The sequence below is a fragment of the Brevundimonas vesicularis genome (genome assembly GCF_027105095.1).
GTDB lineage: Bacteria > Pseudomonadota > Alphaproteobacteria > Caulobacterales > Caulobacteraceae > Brevundimonas > Brevundimonas vesicularis_E.
The window spans coordinates 1,121,165-1,138,416 of sequence record NZ_CP114278.1; the positions used below are offsets into that span (position 1 = coordinate 1,121,165).

A 17,252-nucleotide genomic window follows, 5' to 3' on the forward strand; every position below is an offset into this window, starting at 1 on the left:
ATGATCCCCGTTCCCGGCTTTGAAGGCAGGCGGGTCGCGGTCTTCGGCCTGGGACGGTCGGGGATCACGGCCGCGCGCGCCCTTCAGGCCGGGGACGCGATCCCGATCCTGTGGGACGACGGCGAGGCGGGCCGGACGCAGGCGAAAGCCGAGGGCTTCACGGTCGAGGACCTGGCCGCCGCCGACTGGTCCGACTTCGCCGCCCTGGTCCTGTCGCCCGGCGCGCCCCTGACCCATCCCAGGCCGCACTGGAGCGTGGACCTGGCCCGCGCGGCCGGCGTGCCCGTCCTCGGCGACATCGAACTGTTCGCCCGCGCCCTGGCCGCCCGGCCGAAGGATCAGCGGCCGCGCGTCGTCGCCATCACCGGCACCAACGGCAAGTCCACCACCACCGCCCTGATCGGCTGGGTGCTGATGTCGGCGGGCCTGACGGTTCACGTCGGCGGCAATATCGGCGTCGGCGTGCTGGCCCTGCCCGAACCGACGCCCGACGCCGTCTATGTGATCGAGGTCTCCAGCTATCAGCTCGACCTGACCACCACCTTCGCCCCCGATGTCGCCATCCTCACCAACATCAGCCCCGACCACCTGGACCGCCACGGCGGCATGGACGGCTATGTCGCGGCCAAGGCGCGCATCTTCGCCAATCAGGGACAGGATGACGTGGCCCTGGTGGGCGTGGACGACAGCTGGGGGCAGGGGATTGCGCGTGACCTGTCAGATCGCGCCACCGTCATCTCGACCCACCCCTCACAGAGAGCAGAAGGATATGTCGCGCAGCCGGGCGCGGTTTCGAAGGATGGCGAACTGGTCGCCGATCTCACGACCGCGCGCTCACTCCCCGGCCGTCACAACGCCCAGAACGCCGCCTTCGCCTATGCGACCGCCCGCGCGCTTGGCATCGACCACGACGCGGCCGTCGCCGGCCTGCTGTCCTTCCCCGGCCTGGCCCACCGTATGGAGGCGGTCGGCCGCCTCGGCTCCGTGCGCTTCATCAACGATTCCAAGGCCACGAACGCCGACGCCGCGCGTCAGGCCCTGGCCTCCTATCCGTCCGTCTTCTGGATCGCCGGCGGCGTGCCCAAGGCCGGCGGAATCGCGGACCTCGCCGACCTCTTCCCCCGCATCGCCAAGGCCTATCTGATCGGCGACGCGGCCCCGGCCTTCGCCGAAACACTTGCTGACATGCCCCACGTCATCGCCCGCACCCTCGACGCAGCCGTGGCCGCCGCCGCCGCCGATGCGGCCTCTGCCGGCGGCGACCAGATCGTCCTTCTGTCCCCCGCCTGCGCCAGCTTCGATCAGTTCAAGGACTTCGAGGCGCGCGGCGAGGCCTTCCGCGCCGCCGTCCTGGCCCTCGGCGCCGTCCCGGAAACCGCGTCATGAGCGCTCCCTACACCCCCGCCTTCTCCCGTAACGACCAGAGCCATGTGGCCCAGTGGTTTTGGACCGTGGATCGCGGCCTGCTGGGCGCGGCGCTCGCGCTGATGGCCCTGGGCGTGGCGCTCAGCTTCGCCTCCAGCCCCGCCGCTATCCTGGCCGATGAATCGATCACGGACCCCTTCCACTACTCCTGGCGGATGATGGTCTTCTCGGGCGTGGGGCTCAGCATCATGCTGACGACCTCGCTGATGTCGCCGCGCGGCGTGCGGCGGATTGCGGTCCTGGCCCTGTTCGGCGCCATCGTCGTGATGATGGCCTTGCCGTTCATCGGCGATACGGTGAAGGGGGCCGCCCGCTGGGTGAACTTCGGCCCCTTCAGCCTGCAACCGTCCGAGTTCGCCAAGCCCGGCCTCATCGTCTTCGCCGCATGGATGTTCGCCGAGGCGCAAAAGGGGCAGGGGGTGCCCGGCGTCACCATCGCCTTCGGCTTCTATGCCCTGACAGTCTCGCTGCTGCTGATCCAGCCCGACATCGGCCAGACGCTTCTGATCACCACCACCTTCATGGCCGTCTTCTTCATGGCGGGCGTGCCGTTCAAATGGATGGCGGTTCTGGCCAGCTTGGGCATGGCGGGGCTGGTGTCGCTGTATTTCGTCTTCGGCCATATGCGCGACCGCCTCAGCCGCTTCTTCTCGCCCGAAACCACCGACACCCACCAGATCGACAGCGCGTCCGAGGCCATCCGCGCCGGCGGCCTGCTGGGCCGGGGCATCGGCGAGGGCGTGATGAAGCGCCGCGTGCCCGACCTGCACACCGACTTCATCTATTCGGTCGGCGCCGAGGAGTTCGGCCTGATCCTCAGCCTGATCATGATCAGCCTCTACGCCTTCATCGTCATCCGGGGCATGCGCCGGGCCATGAAGCTGACCGACCCGTTCGAGCAGACGGCGGCGGCGGGCCTGTTCATGCTGATCGGGCTTCAGGCCTGCATCAACGTCGCGGTGAACCTGAACCTGATCCCGACCAAAGGCATGACCCTGCCCTTCATCAGCTACGGCGGTTCCTCCATGCTGGCCATGGGCCTGACCATGGGCTTCGCGCTCGCCCTGACGCGGCGCCGCCCCGGCGCCTACGAACCCGGCGCCAGCCTGACCATGGGCCGGCGGTTGCTGTAGTTCTCTTTCGTCGTCCCGCGATCTCGCTACGCCCGTCGGAGGACGAAAGAGCGATTAGCCAGCCTTCTTTGACGAAAACATCCGGACGATTTCCGTCGTTTACCGCTCGCGATCGACCGTTTCCTGCACACGTCCAGAAACCGTGCGATCCTGTCGCCGCCCCATTCCTCGCCGCACCATTCGCCACCGACATTATACAGATTAGACGAATTAGACGGTGTTTTTGCCTGCCCACCGTCTGAACTTCAGACTATTCAGACCCTCTTTTTTCGGAGCCTCGCCCATGACCAAGCTCTGCGTCGTCGCCGCCGGCGGCACCGGCGGCCATATGTTCCCGGCCGAGGCCCTGGCGCGCGAGATGGCGGCGCGCGGCTGGCGCGTAGTCTTGGCGACCGATCACCGGGGCGAACAATACGCTCACGCTTTTCCCGCCGAGGAACGGCTGGCGCTGGACGCCGCCACCGGCTCTGGCCCCCTGGGCCTCATCAAGGCGGGCGTCGCCATCTTCAAGGGCGTGGTCCAGGCGCGAACGGCCTTCGACCGGCTGGGCGCCGACATCGTCGTCGGCTTCGGCGGCTATCCGTCCGCCCCGGCTCTGGTCGCCGCCGTCACGTCCCAGCGACCGACGGTGATCCATGAACAGAACGCGGTCCTGGGCCGCACCAATCGCATCCTGGCCCCCTATGTCGGTCAGGTCGCTTCGTCCTTCCCGACGCTCGAACGCGCGCCGGCCAAGGTCCAGGGCCGCTCGCACGTCGTCGGCTCGCCGGTGCGGTCCGAGATCCGCGCCCTGTTCGACCGCCCCTATGTGGCTCCCGCCGCCGACGGCCCGATCCATGTGTTGGTCACAGGCGGCAGCCAGGGCGCCCGCATCCTGTCCGAGACCACGCCCCGCGCGCTGGCTGCCCTGCCTGAGGCCTTGCGTCGCCGCCTGAAGGTGCAGCAGCAGTCACGCCCCGAGACGCTGGAGGCCGCGCGCCAGATCTATCTGGAGGCCGGGATCGAGGCCGAGGTCGCCCCCTTCTTCCGCGACATGGCTGACAGGCTGTTCAAGGCGCACCTGGTCGTCGGCCGCTCCGGCGCCTCGACCTGCGCCGAACTGGCGGTCGCGGCCCTGCCGTCCGTTCTGATCCCGCTGAAGATCGCCACCGACGACCACCAGCGCCTGAACGCCAAGGCCCTGACCGATGCGGGTGCGGCCGAGGTCATTCTGGAAGACGACCTGACCGTCGATCGCCTGGCCTCGACCCTGACCGGCGTCCTGTCCGATCCGGCGCGCCTGTCGGCCATGTCCGCCGCCGCCCGCAGCGTCGCCATCCCCGACGCCGCCCAACGCCTGGCCGACCTCGTCGAGGCGACGGCGGGACGTGCATAATGTCTCCTCCCCACGTGTGGGGAGGGGGACCGCGTAGCGGTGGAGGGGTTCTTCGCGCCGAAGGAACCCCTCCGTCACAGCGCGAAGGGCGCGCCGCGCCACCTCCCCATCGCTTCGCGGCAGGGAGGAGACATCAACCCTCTCAGCCCTGACGCGTTAGGAAGCTCATGCCTCCCGAAATCATCGCCGTCACCCGCCAGATCCGCGCCCTGTGGCATCGGTTCGACTGGCTGCCCGAGTGGGCGGTCATCGGCCTGGTCCTGCTGGTCTTCGTCGGCGGCGGCTGGCTGACGCACAAGATCGTCTTCGCCATCCTGCGTCGCGTGGTGCGAAACAAGGACGTGTTCTGGCGCGGCGTGGTCGAACGCGCCCGGGTCAAGCTGCGCGTCCTGATCATCCTCGTCGGCATCGGCATCGGCGTGACCGTCTCGCCGATGCACCCTGAACCGTCGGAGGACATCCGCAGCGCCCTGCTGTTCCTGTTCATCCTGACGCTAGGCTGGCTGGCGTCGGGGGTGCTGGACATGTGGTCGGTCATGCACCTCAAGCGGTACAATATCGCCGTCGAGGACAATCTTCTGGCGCGCAAGCACCTGACCCAGACCCGCATCCTGCAACGGGTCGCCAAGGTCATTCTGTTCATCGTCACCGTGGGCCTGGCGCTGATGACCATATCGGGCTTCCGACAGTGGGGGGTTAGCCTGCTGGCCTCGGCCGGCGTGGTCGGCATCATCGCCGGTCTGGCGCTCCAGCCCATCCTGACCAACATGGTCGCCGGCATCCAGATCGCCCTGACCCAGCCCATCCGCATCGACGACGCCGTCATCGTCGAGAACGAGTGGGGCAATGTCGAGGAAATCACGGCGACCTATGTGGTGGTCAAGCTCTGGGACTGGCGCCGGATGGTGCTGCCCCTGTCCTACTTCATCACCAAGCCCTTCCAGAACTGGACGCGCGAGAACGCACGCCTGATCGGCACAGCCTTCTTGTACGTCGACTACGAGGCGCCTATCGACCGGCTGCGCGAGGCGTTCGAAAGCATCGTGAAGGGATCGAAACTGTGGGACGGCGACGTCCAGGTGATGCAGGTCACCGACATCACCGAACGCGTGCTTCAGGTGCGCTGCCTGGCCAGCGCGCGCTCGGCCCCGGTCGCCTTCGACCTGCGCTGCGAGATCCGCGAGAAGCTGATGGCCTTCATGCGCGACGAATGCCGCGAGGCCCTGCCGCGCGACCGTATCGAATGGCCGCAAGGGTCGGACAAGCCCGCAGAGGGGGCCATCAGTCCGTCAGCGCCCTTTGTCCCTGGCTGATGGCCTGCTCCAGCGTCAGCGCCTCGGCCAGCCGTTCGGCCCCGCAGGCGATGGCCAGCAGCTCCGCTGCATCCCCGCCCGGCGCGGCGTCATAGGCGGGGGCGGCGTCCGGCGTCGCCGGCCCTTCCGTCCCGTCCGCCTTCAAAGAGGAGAAGTCCAACCGATCCGCCGTCCTCGCCCGACAGTCGAACGCCCACCGCGACCAGCCGCCGACATAGGTCACGTCTCCGACCTTGAACCCGGCCTCGGTCACCTGCAGCTCCCGCATCCGCGCCACGTCGCCCTCGCGCTCGATCGAGGCCGCGTCGGCATAGATGGCGAACCGTCCCACGCCGGTCGGAATCAGTTGAGGATCGGCGAGCGCGAGCAGCAGGGCGATCATGCGACCAGGGTCTCCGCCTGTTTCAGGTCCACGCTGACCAGCTGGCTCATGCCGCGCTCGGGCATGGTGACGCCGTACAGCCGGTCCATCCGGCTCATGGTGACGGGGTTGTGGGTGATGACGATGAAGCGGGTGTCGGTGCGGCTGCGCATCTCGTGCAGCATCCGGCAGAACCGGTCCACGTTGGCGTCGTCCAGCGGCGCGTCCACCTCGTCCAGCACGCAGACCGGCGCGGGGTTGGCCAGGAAGACGCCGAAGATCAGGGCCGCCGCCGTCAGCGCCTGCTCGCCCCCGCTCATCAGGCTCATGACCGACAACCGCTTGCCGGGCGGGCAGGCGTAGATCTCCAGCCCCGCCTCCAGCGGGTCGTCGCTTTCGACCAGCTTCAGCTCCGCCTGCCCCCCGCCGAACAAAGCTTCGAACAGGGTCTTGAAGTTGGCGTTGATCACGTCGAACGCCGCCACCAGTCGCTCGCGGCCCTCGGCGTTCAGCTCGTCGATGCCGTCGCGCAGCTTGGCGATCGCCTGGGTCAGGTCGATGCGCTCCGACTTCATGCTGTTCAGCCGTTCGCCGTATTCGACCGCCTCGTCTTCGGCGCGCAGGTTGACGGCGCCCAGGGCCTCGCGTTCGCGCTCTAGGCCGTAGAGAAGGCTCTCGGCCCCGGCGGCGTCCGGCGGGCGGGCGATGGCGTCGTCCGTCAGCTTTTGACCCAGCTCCTGCGGCGACATCTGCGCCGTCTCGCGCAGGGTGGTCTCGGCCTCGGCTAGCTTCTCGGCGGCGGCCTCGGCGCGGGCGGACAGGCCGGCGCGCGCCTCGCGGGCCTGCGACGCGGCGGTCTCGGCGACGCGCGACGCGCGGTCGGCCTCGCTCGCCTCGGTTTCGGCGACGGCCATGGCGTCCGACGCCGCCTGTTTCCTCTGCTCGGCGGCGACCAGCGTGTCCATTAGCTTGCCGCGCTGCTCGGCGAAGCCCTGGGGCGCGACCTCGGCCTGTTTCAGCAGGGCGGCCGTCCGGTCGGCGTCCTTGGCCAGGGCGGCGACGCGGCCGGCGCTGTCCTTGGACCGCGTGACCCAGCCTTCGCGCGCACGGGTCAGGCTGCCCAGCCGCTGCTCGCGACCCTGACGATCGCGAGCCTCGGCGTCACGGTCCGAGCGGGCCGTCTGGGCGGCGGTGCGGGCGGCGTCGGCCGTGGCGCGGGCGGCCGTCAGTTCGTCGCGCAGGCCGGCGATCGTCTCGGACGGGGCGTCGGTAGTCTGGGCGGCGTCCAGGGCGGCTTGCGCCTCGGCTGTGTCGGCCGCCAGCCGGCTCACGGTGTCGTCCAACGCCTGGGCGCGGGCCTCGCGTCGGGCCTGCTCGCGGGCCAAGTTTTCGACGCGGTCACGAGCGGCGGTCACGGCCTTGTCGGCGGCGAAGGGCTTCAGGCGCGCGGCCTTGACCGCGTCTTCGGCGGCGCGGAAGGCTTCCGTCGCCGCCTTCTGGGCTGCCTGCGCCTGATCAAGCGCCGGTCTGCCCTTGTCGATCTCGGCCTCCAGCTCGGCCAGGCGCGTGCGTTGGGCCAGGCGCACGGCGGCCGGGCGCGGCGCCTCGGCGCGGCTGACGAACCCGTCCCAGCGATAGAGGTCGCCTTCGACCGTCACCAGGCGCGCGCCAGGAGGCAGGGCCTGAGCCAGCCGGGCCGCGTCGGCCTTGGACGCCACGCCGCAAAGAGCGAGGCGCGCGGTCAGCTGTTCCGGGGCCTGGACATGGTCGGACAGGGGCGCGACCCCGACGGGCCAGGACGGGGAGGGCGCCTCCGCCCCGCCCCAATAGGCGGCGGCCTTGGCGTCCAGCGCCGCATCCAGATCGTCGCCCAGGGCGGCGGCCAGGGCGGCCTCGAACCCCTTGTCGGCACGCACCTTGTCCAGCGCGGGGGGATGGTCGCGCTTGCCGGTGACCAGCAGTTGGGCCAGGCCGCGCGCCTCGGTCTGAAGCCGGCCCAGCCGGTCCTCTGCAGCGCGGGCGGCGGTGCGGGCCTCCTGTTCGGCGCGGGCCAGATCGCCGCGCGTGGCCTCAGCCGCGTCGACGGCGTCGCGCGCTGCGGCAAGGTCGGCCTGCGCCGCTTCCAGCGCCTGGCGGGCGTTCTCCAGCTCTGGCGTTTCCAGCGGCCCCAGAGCTTCGCGTTGGCGTCGGGCTTGGTCGTGCTGGGCGGTGACGCGGGCCAGTCGGGCCTCGGCGTCGCGTTTGCGGGCTGTCTCTGCGTTGGCGCGGGCCTCGACGGCGGCCAGCATCCCCGCCAGCCGTTCGACCTCGCCGTCGGCGGCTTTGCGAGCGTCCTCGGCGGCCGCCAGGGCCTTGTCCAGTTCGGGGCCGCGTTCGGGGGCGGCGGCGATCTCGGCCTTCAGCCGGCTCAGTTCGTTCTCCAGCCGGTCCAGTTCGCGCTGGGCGTCGGCGGCCATTCCGTCTTCGCGCGCGGCGTCGGCGGCGATGCGAGCGACCTCGGCCTTGAGGCGATCCACTTCCGCGCGGGCCGCCTGTTCAGCCATGTCCAGCCGATCGCGCTCCAGACTGACGCGGTGCAGCAGGGCGGAGGCGACGGCGTCCTCCTCCCGCGCGGGCTTCAGGGCTTCCTGGGCGGACAGGGCGGCCGTCTGGGCGGCGGCGGCGGCGGTCGTGGTGTCGGCGACAGCGACGTCGGCCGCGCGCAGTTCGACGGCGGCGGCCTCTGCGGCCAGACGCGCGTCGTTCCAGCGCACATAGAGCAGGGCGGCTTGAAGGGCGCGGATCTCGGCCGAGATCTTCTTGTACTTCTCGGCTTGGCGGGCTTCGCGCTTAAGCCGGTTCATCGCCGTCTCCAGCTCGCGGCCGATGTCGTCAAGCCGGTCCAGATTGGTCTCGGCCGCCTTCAGGCGCAACTCGGCCTCATGACGGCGGGTGTGCAGACCGGCGACGCCGCCCGCCTCTTCTAGGATGCGGCGGCGGTTCTGCGGCTTGGCGGCGATCAGTTCCGAGATCTGGCCCTGACGCACCAGGGCGGGCGAGTTGGCGCCGGTCGAGGCGTCGGCGAACAGCAGCTGCACATCGCGCGCGCGCACCTCCTTGCCGTTGATGCGGTAGGTCGAGCCCTGGCCCCGGTCGATGCGGCGCGACACCTCCAGCACGGGGCTGTCGGTGAAAGGCTGGGGCGCGCGGCGTTGCGCGTTGTCGATGGTCAGGCTGACTTCGGCGTGGCTGCGCGGAGGACGGCCGGCGGCCCCGGCGAAGATCACATCGTCCATGCCCTGACCGCGCATGGCCTTGGCCGAGTTGGCGCCCATGACCCAGCGCAGGCTTTCAAGGACGTTGGACTTGCCGCAGCCGTTCGGGCCGACGACGCCGGTCAGGCCGGATTCGATGTGCACCTCCGCTGGATCGACGAACGACTTGAAGCCGACGAGCCGGAGGCGCTGGAACTGCATCGTCCCGACGGGCTACCGAAGCAGCGGATCGATGGCGGCCGACAGGGCCTCCAGCGAATGATCCAACACCATCGTCCCGTTGACGAAGAAGGTGGGCGTGCCGGTGACGCCGGCGGCGCGTGCGCCCTCGATCTGCTGATCGAGGGCGGTGCGGACGGCGGTTGTCTCCATGCAGGTCTGGATCTGGTCACGGGTCTTGCCGCTGGCGGCGATGCCGGCCGCGAACCAGGGCTGGACGCCGGTGATGCGCAGGCCCGCCTGATCACGCATGAAGACGGCCGCCACATCGAAGTAGCGCTCGGGCGCCGCGCACATCGCCACGACGGCGGCGGCGGCGGCCAGATTGGCGGGCGGGGTCGGCAGGTTGCGGTGAACCAGCCGCACCTTGCCGGTGTCGATGTACTTGGCCTTGAAGGCCGGCAGCACGGTGTTGTGGAAGTCCGCACAGTGCGAGCAGGTGAAGGACGCGTATTCGATCATCGTCACCGGCGCATTCGCCCGACCCAGGATGTGATCCTGGGCCGTGACGGGCGGGGGCGCATCGGCGGCGAGCGCCGGCGTCGCCAAAGCGCCGTACAGGGCGGCGAGGGCGAAACCTGCGGCGATGAAGGCGCGTCGCATCATCTGATTTGGCCTCGGTTACTTGGCCAGGGCCGCGTCGATGGCGGTGGACAGGTCGGCCAGGCTGGCGCCTTCGCCACCGGGCGAGATGACCTGCGTCTCATTGACGTAGAAGGCCGGTGTGCCGGTCACGCCCTGGGCGCGGGCGGCCTGGACACGCTTCTCCATGGCGGCGACGGCGTCCTTGTCGGTGACGCAGTCGTTGAACTGCTGCTCGGAAAGGCCGGCGGCCTGGGCGGTGCGCAGCAGCCAGTCGCGCGGCGAGGACGTCAGCATCTCCTGTTGCGTCGCCATCAGCTGGTGAACCACGTCGAAATACTTGTCCGGACCGGCGCAGCGCGCCACCAGGAAGCCGGCGGTGGCGGCGTCGACCGGCGGGGTCGGCAGTTCGCGGAAGACGTAGCGGACCTTGTTGGTGTCGACGTATTTGGCCTTGAACGCCGGCCAGGTGTTCTTCTGCCATAGGGCGCAGTGGGGGCAGGTGACCGAGGCGTATTCGACCACCGTGACCTTGGCGCCTTCGGGCGCGCCCAGACCCATGTCGCCTTCGGCCGCACCCTTGGCGCCGCCGCCGCAGGCCGCCAAAGCCATGGTCGCCAGTGCGGCGCCGGTGATGGCCGCACGACGGCTCATGCGGGCGAAGCGGGATTCAGTGTCGGCCATGAAGGTTCCTCGGATCGGATCGTTGGCGATGGTCGCGCGATTCCCCAGGAATGGCGCAACCCTGAACTAGTCTGGAACAGGTGCGGCGAAGTTTTGTCAACAGCGCCTTATCCGCGCGCCCAGGCCCGATCAATCGCGGGTGCGGGGATGAAACTTTGCGGCCGATCCTGGCGCGGCGGCGGATCGCTTAGACCTTGCTGAATGAAGCGCATCGCCGACAGCAGGCCGGAACGCGAGAAGGGCTTGGGGATCACGCCATGCGCGCCCAGGAAGTCCTCGGGGATCATCTTCGGGTTGGCGGTCAGGAACACGACGGCCGTGGAAGGCCAACGATCCTTGATCAGGCGAGACACGTCCAGACCGCTGGAGTTTTCCGCCAACTGGATATCGACGAAGGCGATGTCGGGCGGGGCATCGAGCGACAGCGACTCCACCTCGCTCAGGGACATGGCCTCGGCGACCAGCCGGTGGCCTTCGTCCTCGAGCATGGCCTCGAGGTCCATCACGAGCAGGGCCTCGTCCTCGACGACCAGGACGTCGAAGTGGGGCCCAGCGGCGCTCACCTAACCGCTCACGGGGAAGTCGACGACCGCGCGTGTTCCGGGTTCGGCCGGGAGCCACAGCGTCTTGCCGCCGATCTGCTTTGAAAGACGACCGATCAAAGTCTTGCCCAATCCCTGATGCGCAGCGCCGGGTATTCCGGGGCCGTCGTCCTGAACAACAACCTGGCCGCCTTGTTCCGTTCTTTTGGCCGAGACCTGCAATCGGCCGCCGCGATCCTCGGGGAAGCCGTGCTTGATCGCATTGGTCAGAAGTTCATTGATGATCAGGCCGATCGACGAGGCATGGGTGGAGGGGATGAACATCGGCTCCGCCTCGACGGACACCTCAATATCAGTGCGTCCGGTCGAGCCGATGACATCGGCGACCAGGGTGTTGGTGAAAGCGCCGACGTCGAACTGGGTGACGTCTTCGGACTGATAGAGTTTGCGGTGAACGGTCGCCAAGGCGTCCACCCGCTCCAGCATGGAATCCAGGGTTGCGGTCAGGGCCGGATCGGACAGGGAGCGCGATTGCAGCCGCAGCAGCGAGCCGATCATGGTCAGGTTGTTCTTGACCCGGTGATCGACCTCATGAAGCAGCAAGGTCTTGGCCGTCAGGGCTTCCTGCAGATCGGCGGTGCGGGCGGCGACCTCACGCTCGACGACGGCTTTCTGCTTTTCGACCAGGACCTGGGCCTCGACGCGTTCGGTGACGTTCAGCTGAGAGGCGAAGAAATATTCGATCTCGCCCTCGGCGTTGCGCACCGGGCTGATGAACAGGGCGTTCCAGAAGGTGCTGCCGTCCTTGCGATAGTTCAGCAGGTCGACATGAATGTCTTCGCCCGCGTCGATCGCTTCGCGGATGCTGGCGACGGAGGCTTTGTCCGACTTGGGGCCTTGGAGGAACCGGCAGTTCTGCCCGATGATTTCGTCGCGTTCGTAACCCGTCAGGTCCTGGAAGGCCTGGTTGACGAAGACGATCGGGTTGTCGGGCAGGCGCGGATTGGTGATGACCATCGGCATGCGGGTGCCGCGAACGGCCGCCGCAAACGGGTCGCCGCGACCCATCTCGTGCTCCACGAGCTCGGTCAGTCGCCAGTCGTCTTGTTGCTTCATCGGGCTCGGCGTCCAGGCGCGCGACCAGGACATGCCGTGCGGAATTCTTATCTTTACCGTCCCTACCTACAGCAGGCGATAAGGCCTGCCAACCGAGACGCGGGGATCAGTCGCCGCCGATGTCGGAACGCGACAGGGCGACGCGGCCAAGCCGGGCCAGGGCAGCGCGCAGATCGTCGGGGGCTGAAGCGATCGATGCGGCCAGACCGGCCTCAGCCTGGGCGGGCAGGGGCGGCGGCTTGGCGCTGCGTTTGGGACGGGCGGCGGCCTCCTTCAAAGGGGCGACCGGACCTTGGGCGATGCGCAATCGATCCACCGTCCCGGCGCCGAGGAACAGGTTGACGCGGGCCAGGATGTCCTCGGACTGGTGCTGGATCAGCAGGGCGGCGGCGCCGGCGACGCGCAGCTCCAGCACGCCGGGCTGGCCGCCCTTGCCCTTGGTCAGTTTCTGCGGACGTGTGACGCGGGCCAGGCGATCGCCGACGATCTCACGCCAACGGGGCTTCAGCGCGCCGGCGCCGCGACCGAACTGCTCGTCCAGCTTCTTGATCAGGGGCGTCAGCGCCTTGCCCGCGCGCGGCGCCGGTCGGGGGACCGGACGGGTGCGGCGGCGAGACAGGATCTCGCGGGCCTCGGCGTCAGTGGGCAGCGTGCGGCGCATGGGTCTATATAGCGCGACCGATGCCTGACGTCTCTCCCGACATAGACCTGATCCGCGCCCGGCTGCTGGCCTGGTACGACGCCCATGCGCGTAGCCTGCCGTGGCGGGCCGCCGTCGGCGCGCCGCGGACCGAGCCGTACCGCGTCTGGTTGTCGGAGGTCATGCTGCAGCAGACGACCGTTCCGCATGCGACGCCGTATTTCCACGCCTTCACCACGCGCTGGCCGACGGTCTCGGACCTGGCGGCGGCCGAGGATGCGGAGGTGATGGGGGCCTGGGCGGGACTGGGCTATTATGCGCGTGCCCGCAATCTGCTGGCCTGCGCGCGGGCGGTGGCGGGCGAGCATGGCGGGGTGTTTCCGGACACCGAGGCGGCCCTGCTCGCGCTGCCGGGCGTCGGCGCCTATACGGCCGCAGCCGTCGCCTCCATCGCCTTCGACCGGGCGGCCAATGTCGTGGACGGCAATGTCGAGCGGGTGATGGCGCGTCTGTTCGCGGTCGAGACGCCGGTCCCCGCCGCCCGGCCCGAGCTGAGGCGACTGGCGGGCCTGTTCGTCACCGATGAGCGGCCCGGAGACTGGGCGCAGGCGCTGATGGATTTGGGCGCCACAGTGTGCCGGCCCAAGTCGCCGTCGTGCGGCGCCTGTCCGGCAGCCAGCGAATGCCTGGGTCTGGCCACGGGCGACCCGGCCCGGTTTCCGATGAAGAGCAAGAAGGCCGACAGGCCGCATCGGCGGGGCGCGGCCTATGTGTTGATCGACGACCAGGGGCGGGTCGCAGTCCAGACGCGGCCCAAAAAGGGGCTGCTGGGCGGAATGCTTGGCCTGCCGACCAGCGACTGGACGACAGGAGAACCTGATACCGTACCGCCGGTCGAGGCCGACTGGCGCGAGTCGGGGGCGGTGGAGCACGTCTTCACCCACTTCAGCCTGACCCTGACGGTGATGACGGCGTGCGTCGATGCAGACGGCCCCTATCGCTGGATGCCGATCGAGGCGGCGCGGGCCGCCCTGCCGACGGTCTTCGCCAAGGCGCTGGACCGGGCGAGCGCGCCTGATCTGTTCGGCTGACCCCTATCGCAAAGTGCGGATCGAAACCTTGCCCTGCTTATGGTGCGGAATGACCACCGCGCGACCGTCGGCGTGCTGGATGTTCAAATCCACGACGGCACCGCCGACTTCCAGGCCGGTGATCTTCAGACGATCCAGACCGGCCGGCAGGACCGGATCGGCCAGATCGACCGTCTCGGTCCAGGCGTCGATCGACAGGCCCAGCGTCGCCTGAAGCATCAGGAAGACCGATCCCGCCGCCCAGGCCTGGGGCAGACAGGCGACCGGATAGGCGATGGGCGGCTCGCCCGGCTCACGCGGGAAGCCGCAGAACAGCTCAGGCAGTCGCAGATGGAAGTGGGCGGCCGCAGCGTAGATCTCGGCCAGAATTTCGGCGACCGCGTCGCGCTCGCCGTAAGCCGCCATGCCGGCGGCGGCCATGGCGGTGTCGTGCGGCCAGACCGAGCCGTTGTGATAGCTCATCGGATTGAAGCGGGCCTGTCCGACCTCCAGTGTGCGGATGCCCCAGCCGGTGCGGAACTCGGCGGTCAGCAAGCGTTTGGTGACACGCCGCGCGCGTTCAAGCGACGGCAGGCCGGTGAACAGCAGGTGCCCGGCGTTGGAGGCGATGGCGCGACATTGCTGGCCGTCGCCGTCGAGGGCCACGGCGTAGAAGCCCTCGTCCTCCATCCAGAACTTTTCCTCGACCAGAGAGCGGACCTGTTCGGCGCGCATCCGCCATTCGGTCGTGCGGTCGTCGTGCAGGCGCTCGCCCAGATCACCCAGCGCTTTCCAGGCGGCGAAGGCGTAGCCCTGAACCTCCAGCAGCGCGATCGGACCCTTGGGGAAGCGACCGTCGGCGTGGAAGATGGAATCCTCGGAGTCCTTCCAGCCCTGGTTGGACAGGCCGGTGTCGGCGCCGCGCTGATAGTCGATCAGGCCGTCGTTGTTGCTGTCGCCGTAGTCACGCATCCAGTCGGCGGCCGCGATCAGATTGGGCCAGAGCTTGCGGATCAGATCCAGATCGCCGGTGCGGTTGGCATAGGCGCCGGCCAGGGCCACGAACAGACAGGTGGTGTCGACCCCGCCATAGTAGAGACCGAACGGCACCTCATGCAGGGCGCTCATTTCGCCGCCGCGGGTCTCGTGCATAATCTTGCCGGGCTGGCTGTCTCGATAGAGCGATGTCTCGGTCGCCTGGCGTGAGGCCAGATAGGTCAGCACGCCCTTGGCCAGCGACGGATCCAGCCAAAGCATTTGCCAGGCCGAAATGATGCCGTCTCGACCGAACGGGGTCGAGAACCACGGCGTGCCCGCATAGGGATAGGGGCCGGTCGGCAGGTCTGTGGTCAACAGCGCCATGTCGGCGCGCGACTGATCCAGCCAATCGTTGAAGCGCGGGCTACGCGGGCCGCGCACCGAGGCGCCGCGCCGGCGTTTGGCGCGCATGGCCAGGCGGGCCTGGATGGCGTTCTGGCGCCAGCGATCGGCGTCCGGCGTTTCGCAGGCGTCCACGCCGCACTCGATGAACAGGTCCAGGGAGCGGCCCTTGGGCAGGCTGAACATGAACTCCGCGCGTTGATGCGTCAGGCGCGCGGGCGGTTCGGAAAAGGCGATACAGCTGGAACGGTCCACATCGTCCAGGCCGGTGTAGCGGAAGGTGACGCGGCGACCGTCGGTCGTCGGCGTATGGATGGTCCCGCGCTTGGCCCGAGGCGTGCCGCGCACCTGGAAGATATCGAAGAAGTCGGCGCCGAAGTCGAAGGCCAGCGGCAGCAGGATGTCCTCCACCCCGTGGTTGACCATGCGGATGCGCTCGAACATCCGCCGGTTCCAAAGGAAGCGCCGGCGCTCGATATGCAGGACGCCAGCCGGAGCCGACCGGCCGCCCATCGGGGGCAGGGGACGGTTGGTGGTGTGGCAGGAGAAGAAGACGTTGTCCTGGCTGACGCCGGACGACAGGCGCGACGGCTTCAGCAGGCCGACGGTCATGGCCCAGCGCGACAGGACGCGGGTGTCGCCCGCGAACAGGCCGTCGGCGCCGCCCTTCATGTCGCCCCATCCGTCGGCGACCAGGAAGGTATCGCCTTCCTTCAGCGCCATCAGCTGTTCGAGACCCGTGGCCTCGACCGATTCACCGGCGGTCAGTTGAGTGGAATAGGCGTCGTCCATGCGGTCTCTTCCCCGTCGTTATGAGGCCTTGGCCGAACGTGTCGCACCCGAATGCGGCGCTCAGGGGCCGCTTGAGAGATGAAATGAAACAGGCGGCAGAGGGTTCACCCCCGCCACCTGTTTTTCTTGGATAATCGTACGCTGCGACGCTTATGCGATGGCGGCGAAGCTGCGGTCTTCTTCGAGCGGACGCAGCGGGGTGACGACATTGTCCAGCGCGGCTTCCGCGAACGGACGGCGCGCCAGTAGGTCGCCGTAGACGTCCAGGTAGCGGCGCGCCATGGCGGTGGCGGAGAAGCGCAGGTCAAAGCGCGCGCGTACAGCCTCGCGGTCCAACAGATGGACGCGCCCGGCCGCAGCGATCGCCTGCTCCATCGTGTCGACGAGGAAGCCTGTGGCGCCGTCTTCGATGACCTCCGGCGTCGAGCCGCAGCGGAAGGCGACGACGGGCGTGCCGCAGGCCATGGCCTCGATCATCACCAGGCCAAAGGGCTCCGGCCAATCGATGGGGAAGAGCAGGGCCTCGGCGCCGCCGAGGAAGGCGGACTTCTGATGGTCGCCGATCTCGCCGATGAACTCGATCAGCGGGTTGCCCTCGACCAGAGGGCGGATCGTCTCCTCCCAATAGCGCTTGTCGGCGGCGTCCACCTTGGCGGCCATCTTCAGCCGCTTGCCCAGTTTGGTGGCGATCTCGATGGCGCGGTCGGGGCGTTTCTCGGGCGAGATGCGACCCAGGAAGGCCAGATAGCCCTCCGATTTCGGCGAGAAGATATATTGTTCGCCGGGCATGCCGTGATGGACGGTCGCCTTCCAGTTGGCGAAATGCAGCGGCTTGCGCTGATCGTCGGAGATCGAGACCAGACCGAACTCGCTCCAGCGCGCATAGACGCCGGGCAAATCCTTCATATCCAGACGGCCATGCAGGGTCGTCAGGGTCTTGTCCGCATATTTCTGGAACAGCGGGAAATGGACCATGTCGGTGTGGAAGTGGATGACGTCGAACTGATCGGCGCGGTCCAGCACCTCTCCCAGCATCGACAGGTGGGCGGCGAGATCGGATTTCAACGGCGCCGGATCCAGACGGATGGCCTGGTCGCGCACGGGCACCAGACGGGCCTTGGTCTGGGCGTCGGCGCTGGCGAACAGCGTCACGTCGTGGCCCAGCTCGACCAAGGCGTCGGTCAGATGCGCGACCACACGCTCCGTACCGCCGTACAGCTTGGGAGGCACGGCCTCATACAGCGGGGTGATCTGCGCGATTTTCATGGTGATGTGCTCCGACACCGCATCCTGGCGGGCCGTTGACATCAATGGTCTCGCAACTGCGAAGTTCCGTCGCAGGCGGCGAATTTTCACATAGGTTTCG

14 protein-coding genes are annotated in these 17,252 nt (G+C 68.6%); 5 read left to right on the forward strand and 9 right to left on the reverse strand.

Annotated features, from left to right (window positions below; translation table 11 throughout):
- The 4 genes from murD (at position 1) to O2K97_RS05540 (ending at position 5,246) form a co-directional block, all read left to right on the forward strand.
- A complete protein-coding gene (gene murD, locus O2K97_RS05525; protein WP_269220774.1) occupies positions 1-1,386 on the forward strand; it encodes a UDP-N-acetylmuramoyl-L-alanine--D-glutamate ligase in 1,386 nt (461 codons plus the stop codon).
- Positions 1,383-2,558: a peptidoglycan glycosyltransferase FtsW gene (locus tag O2K97_RS05530; RefSeq protein WP_055805836.1), complete on the forward strand. Its 1,176-nt coding sequence runs from the start codon at positions 1,383-1,385 to the stop codon at positions 2,556-2,558. Before murD ends, O2K97_RS05530 begins: the two co-directional genes overlap by 4 nt.
- Before the next feature lie 283 nt (positions 2,559-2,841).
- Positions 2,842-3,933: an undecaprenyldiphospho-muramoylpentapeptide beta-N-acetylglucosaminyltransferase gene (gene murG, locus O2K97_RS05535; RefSeq protein ID WP_269220775.1), complete on the forward strand. Its 1,092-nt coding sequence runs from the start codon at positions 2,842-2,844 to the stop codon at positions 3,931-3,933.
- Positions 3,934-4,100: 167 nt separating this feature from the next.
- Positions 4,101-5,246 carry a mechanosensitive ion channel family protein gene (locus O2K97_RS05540; protein ID WP_269220776.1) on the forward strand — a complete coding sequence of 382 codons (1,146 nt, stop codon included), beginning with the start codon at positions 4,101-4,103 and terminating at the stop codon, positions 5,244-5,246.
- On the opposite strand, the gene O2K97_RS05545 is transcribed toward O2K97_RS05540, so the two are convergent.
- From O2K97_RS05545 to O2K97_RS05575, 7 genes are all read right to left on the reverse strand, one after another.
- A complete protein-coding gene (locus O2K97_RS05545; protein ID WP_269220777.1) occupies positions 5,215-5,628 on the reverse strand; it encodes a surface-adhesin E family protein in 414 nt (137 codons plus the stop codon). The two genes, O2K97_RS05540 and O2K97_RS05545, sit on opposite strands and share 32 nt — an antisense overlap.
- Positions 5,625-9,062 carry a chromosome segregation protein SMC gene (gene smc, locus O2K97_RS05550; protein WP_269220778.1) on the reverse strand — a complete coding sequence of 1,146 codons (3,438 nt, stop codon included), beginning with the start codon at positions 9,060-9,062 and terminating at the stop codon, positions 5,625-5,627. The genes O2K97_RS05545 and smc overlap by 4 nt, the downstream gene beginning before the upstream one ends.
- Before the next feature lie 12 nt (positions 9,063-9,074).
- Positions 9,075-9,686: a thioredoxin domain-containing protein gene (locus O2K97_RS05555; RefSeq protein WP_269220779.1), complete on the reverse strand. Its 612-nt coding sequence runs from the start codon at positions 9,684-9,686 to the stop codon at positions 9,075-9,077.
- Positions 9,687-9,701: 15 nt separating this feature from the next.
- Positions 9,702-10,346 (reverse strand): DsbA family protein, encoded by a 645-nt coding sequence (locus O2K97_RS05560; RefSeq protein WP_039246870.1) that lies wholly within the window; start codon positions 10,344-10,346, stop codon positions 9,702-9,704.
- Between the two features lie 107 nt (positions 10,347-10,453).
- On the reverse strand, positions 10,454-10,909 hold the full coding sequence (locus O2K97_RS05565; protein ID WP_269220780.1) for a response regulator: 456 nt from the start codon (positions 10,907-10,909) through the stop codon (positions 10,454-10,456).
- Positions 10,910-12,004 (reverse strand): PAS domain-containing protein, encoded by a 1,095-nt coding sequence (locus tag O2K97_RS05570; RefSeq protein WP_269220781.1) that lies wholly within the window; start codon positions 12,002-12,004, stop codon positions 10,910-10,912.
- A 106-nt stretch (positions 12,005-12,110) separates the two neighbouring features.
- On the reverse strand, positions 12,111-12,665 hold the full coding sequence (locus O2K97_RS05575) for a DUF721 domain-containing protein (protein WP_269220782.1): 555 nt from the start codon (positions 12,663-12,665) through the stop codon (positions 12,111-12,113).
- A 20-nt stretch (positions 12,666-12,685) separates the two neighbouring features.
- Here O2K97_RS05575 and mutY point away from each other — a divergent pair, with 20 nt between their 5' ends.
- Positions 12,686-13,735: an A/G-specific adenine glycosylase gene (mutY, locus tag O2K97_RS05580; RefSeq protein WP_269220783.1), complete on the forward strand. Its 1,050-nt coding sequence runs from the start codon at positions 12,686-12,688 to the stop codon at positions 13,733-13,735.
- 3 nt (positions 13,736-13,738) lie between these two features.
- Here the strand turns inward: mutY and O2K97_RS05585 are convergent, their stop codons facing one another.
- Together O2K97_RS05585 and O2K97_RS05590 are read right to left on the reverse strand one after the other, a co-directional pair.
- The gene (locus tag O2K97_RS05585; protein ID WP_269220784.1) at positions 13,739-15,886 is read right to left on the reverse strand and encodes an amylo-alpha-1,6-glucosidase; all 2,148 of its coding nucleotides are present in this window, start codon (positions 15,884-15,886) and stop codon (positions 13,739-13,741) included.
- Between the two features lie 150 nt (positions 15,887-16,036).
- A complete protein-coding gene (locus O2K97_RS05590) occupies positions 16,037-17,152 on the reverse strand; it encodes a glycosyltransferase family 4 protein (protein WP_269221105.1) in 1,116 nt (371 codons plus the stop codon).
- Between the last annotated feature and the right edge of the window lie 100 nt (positions 17,153-17,252).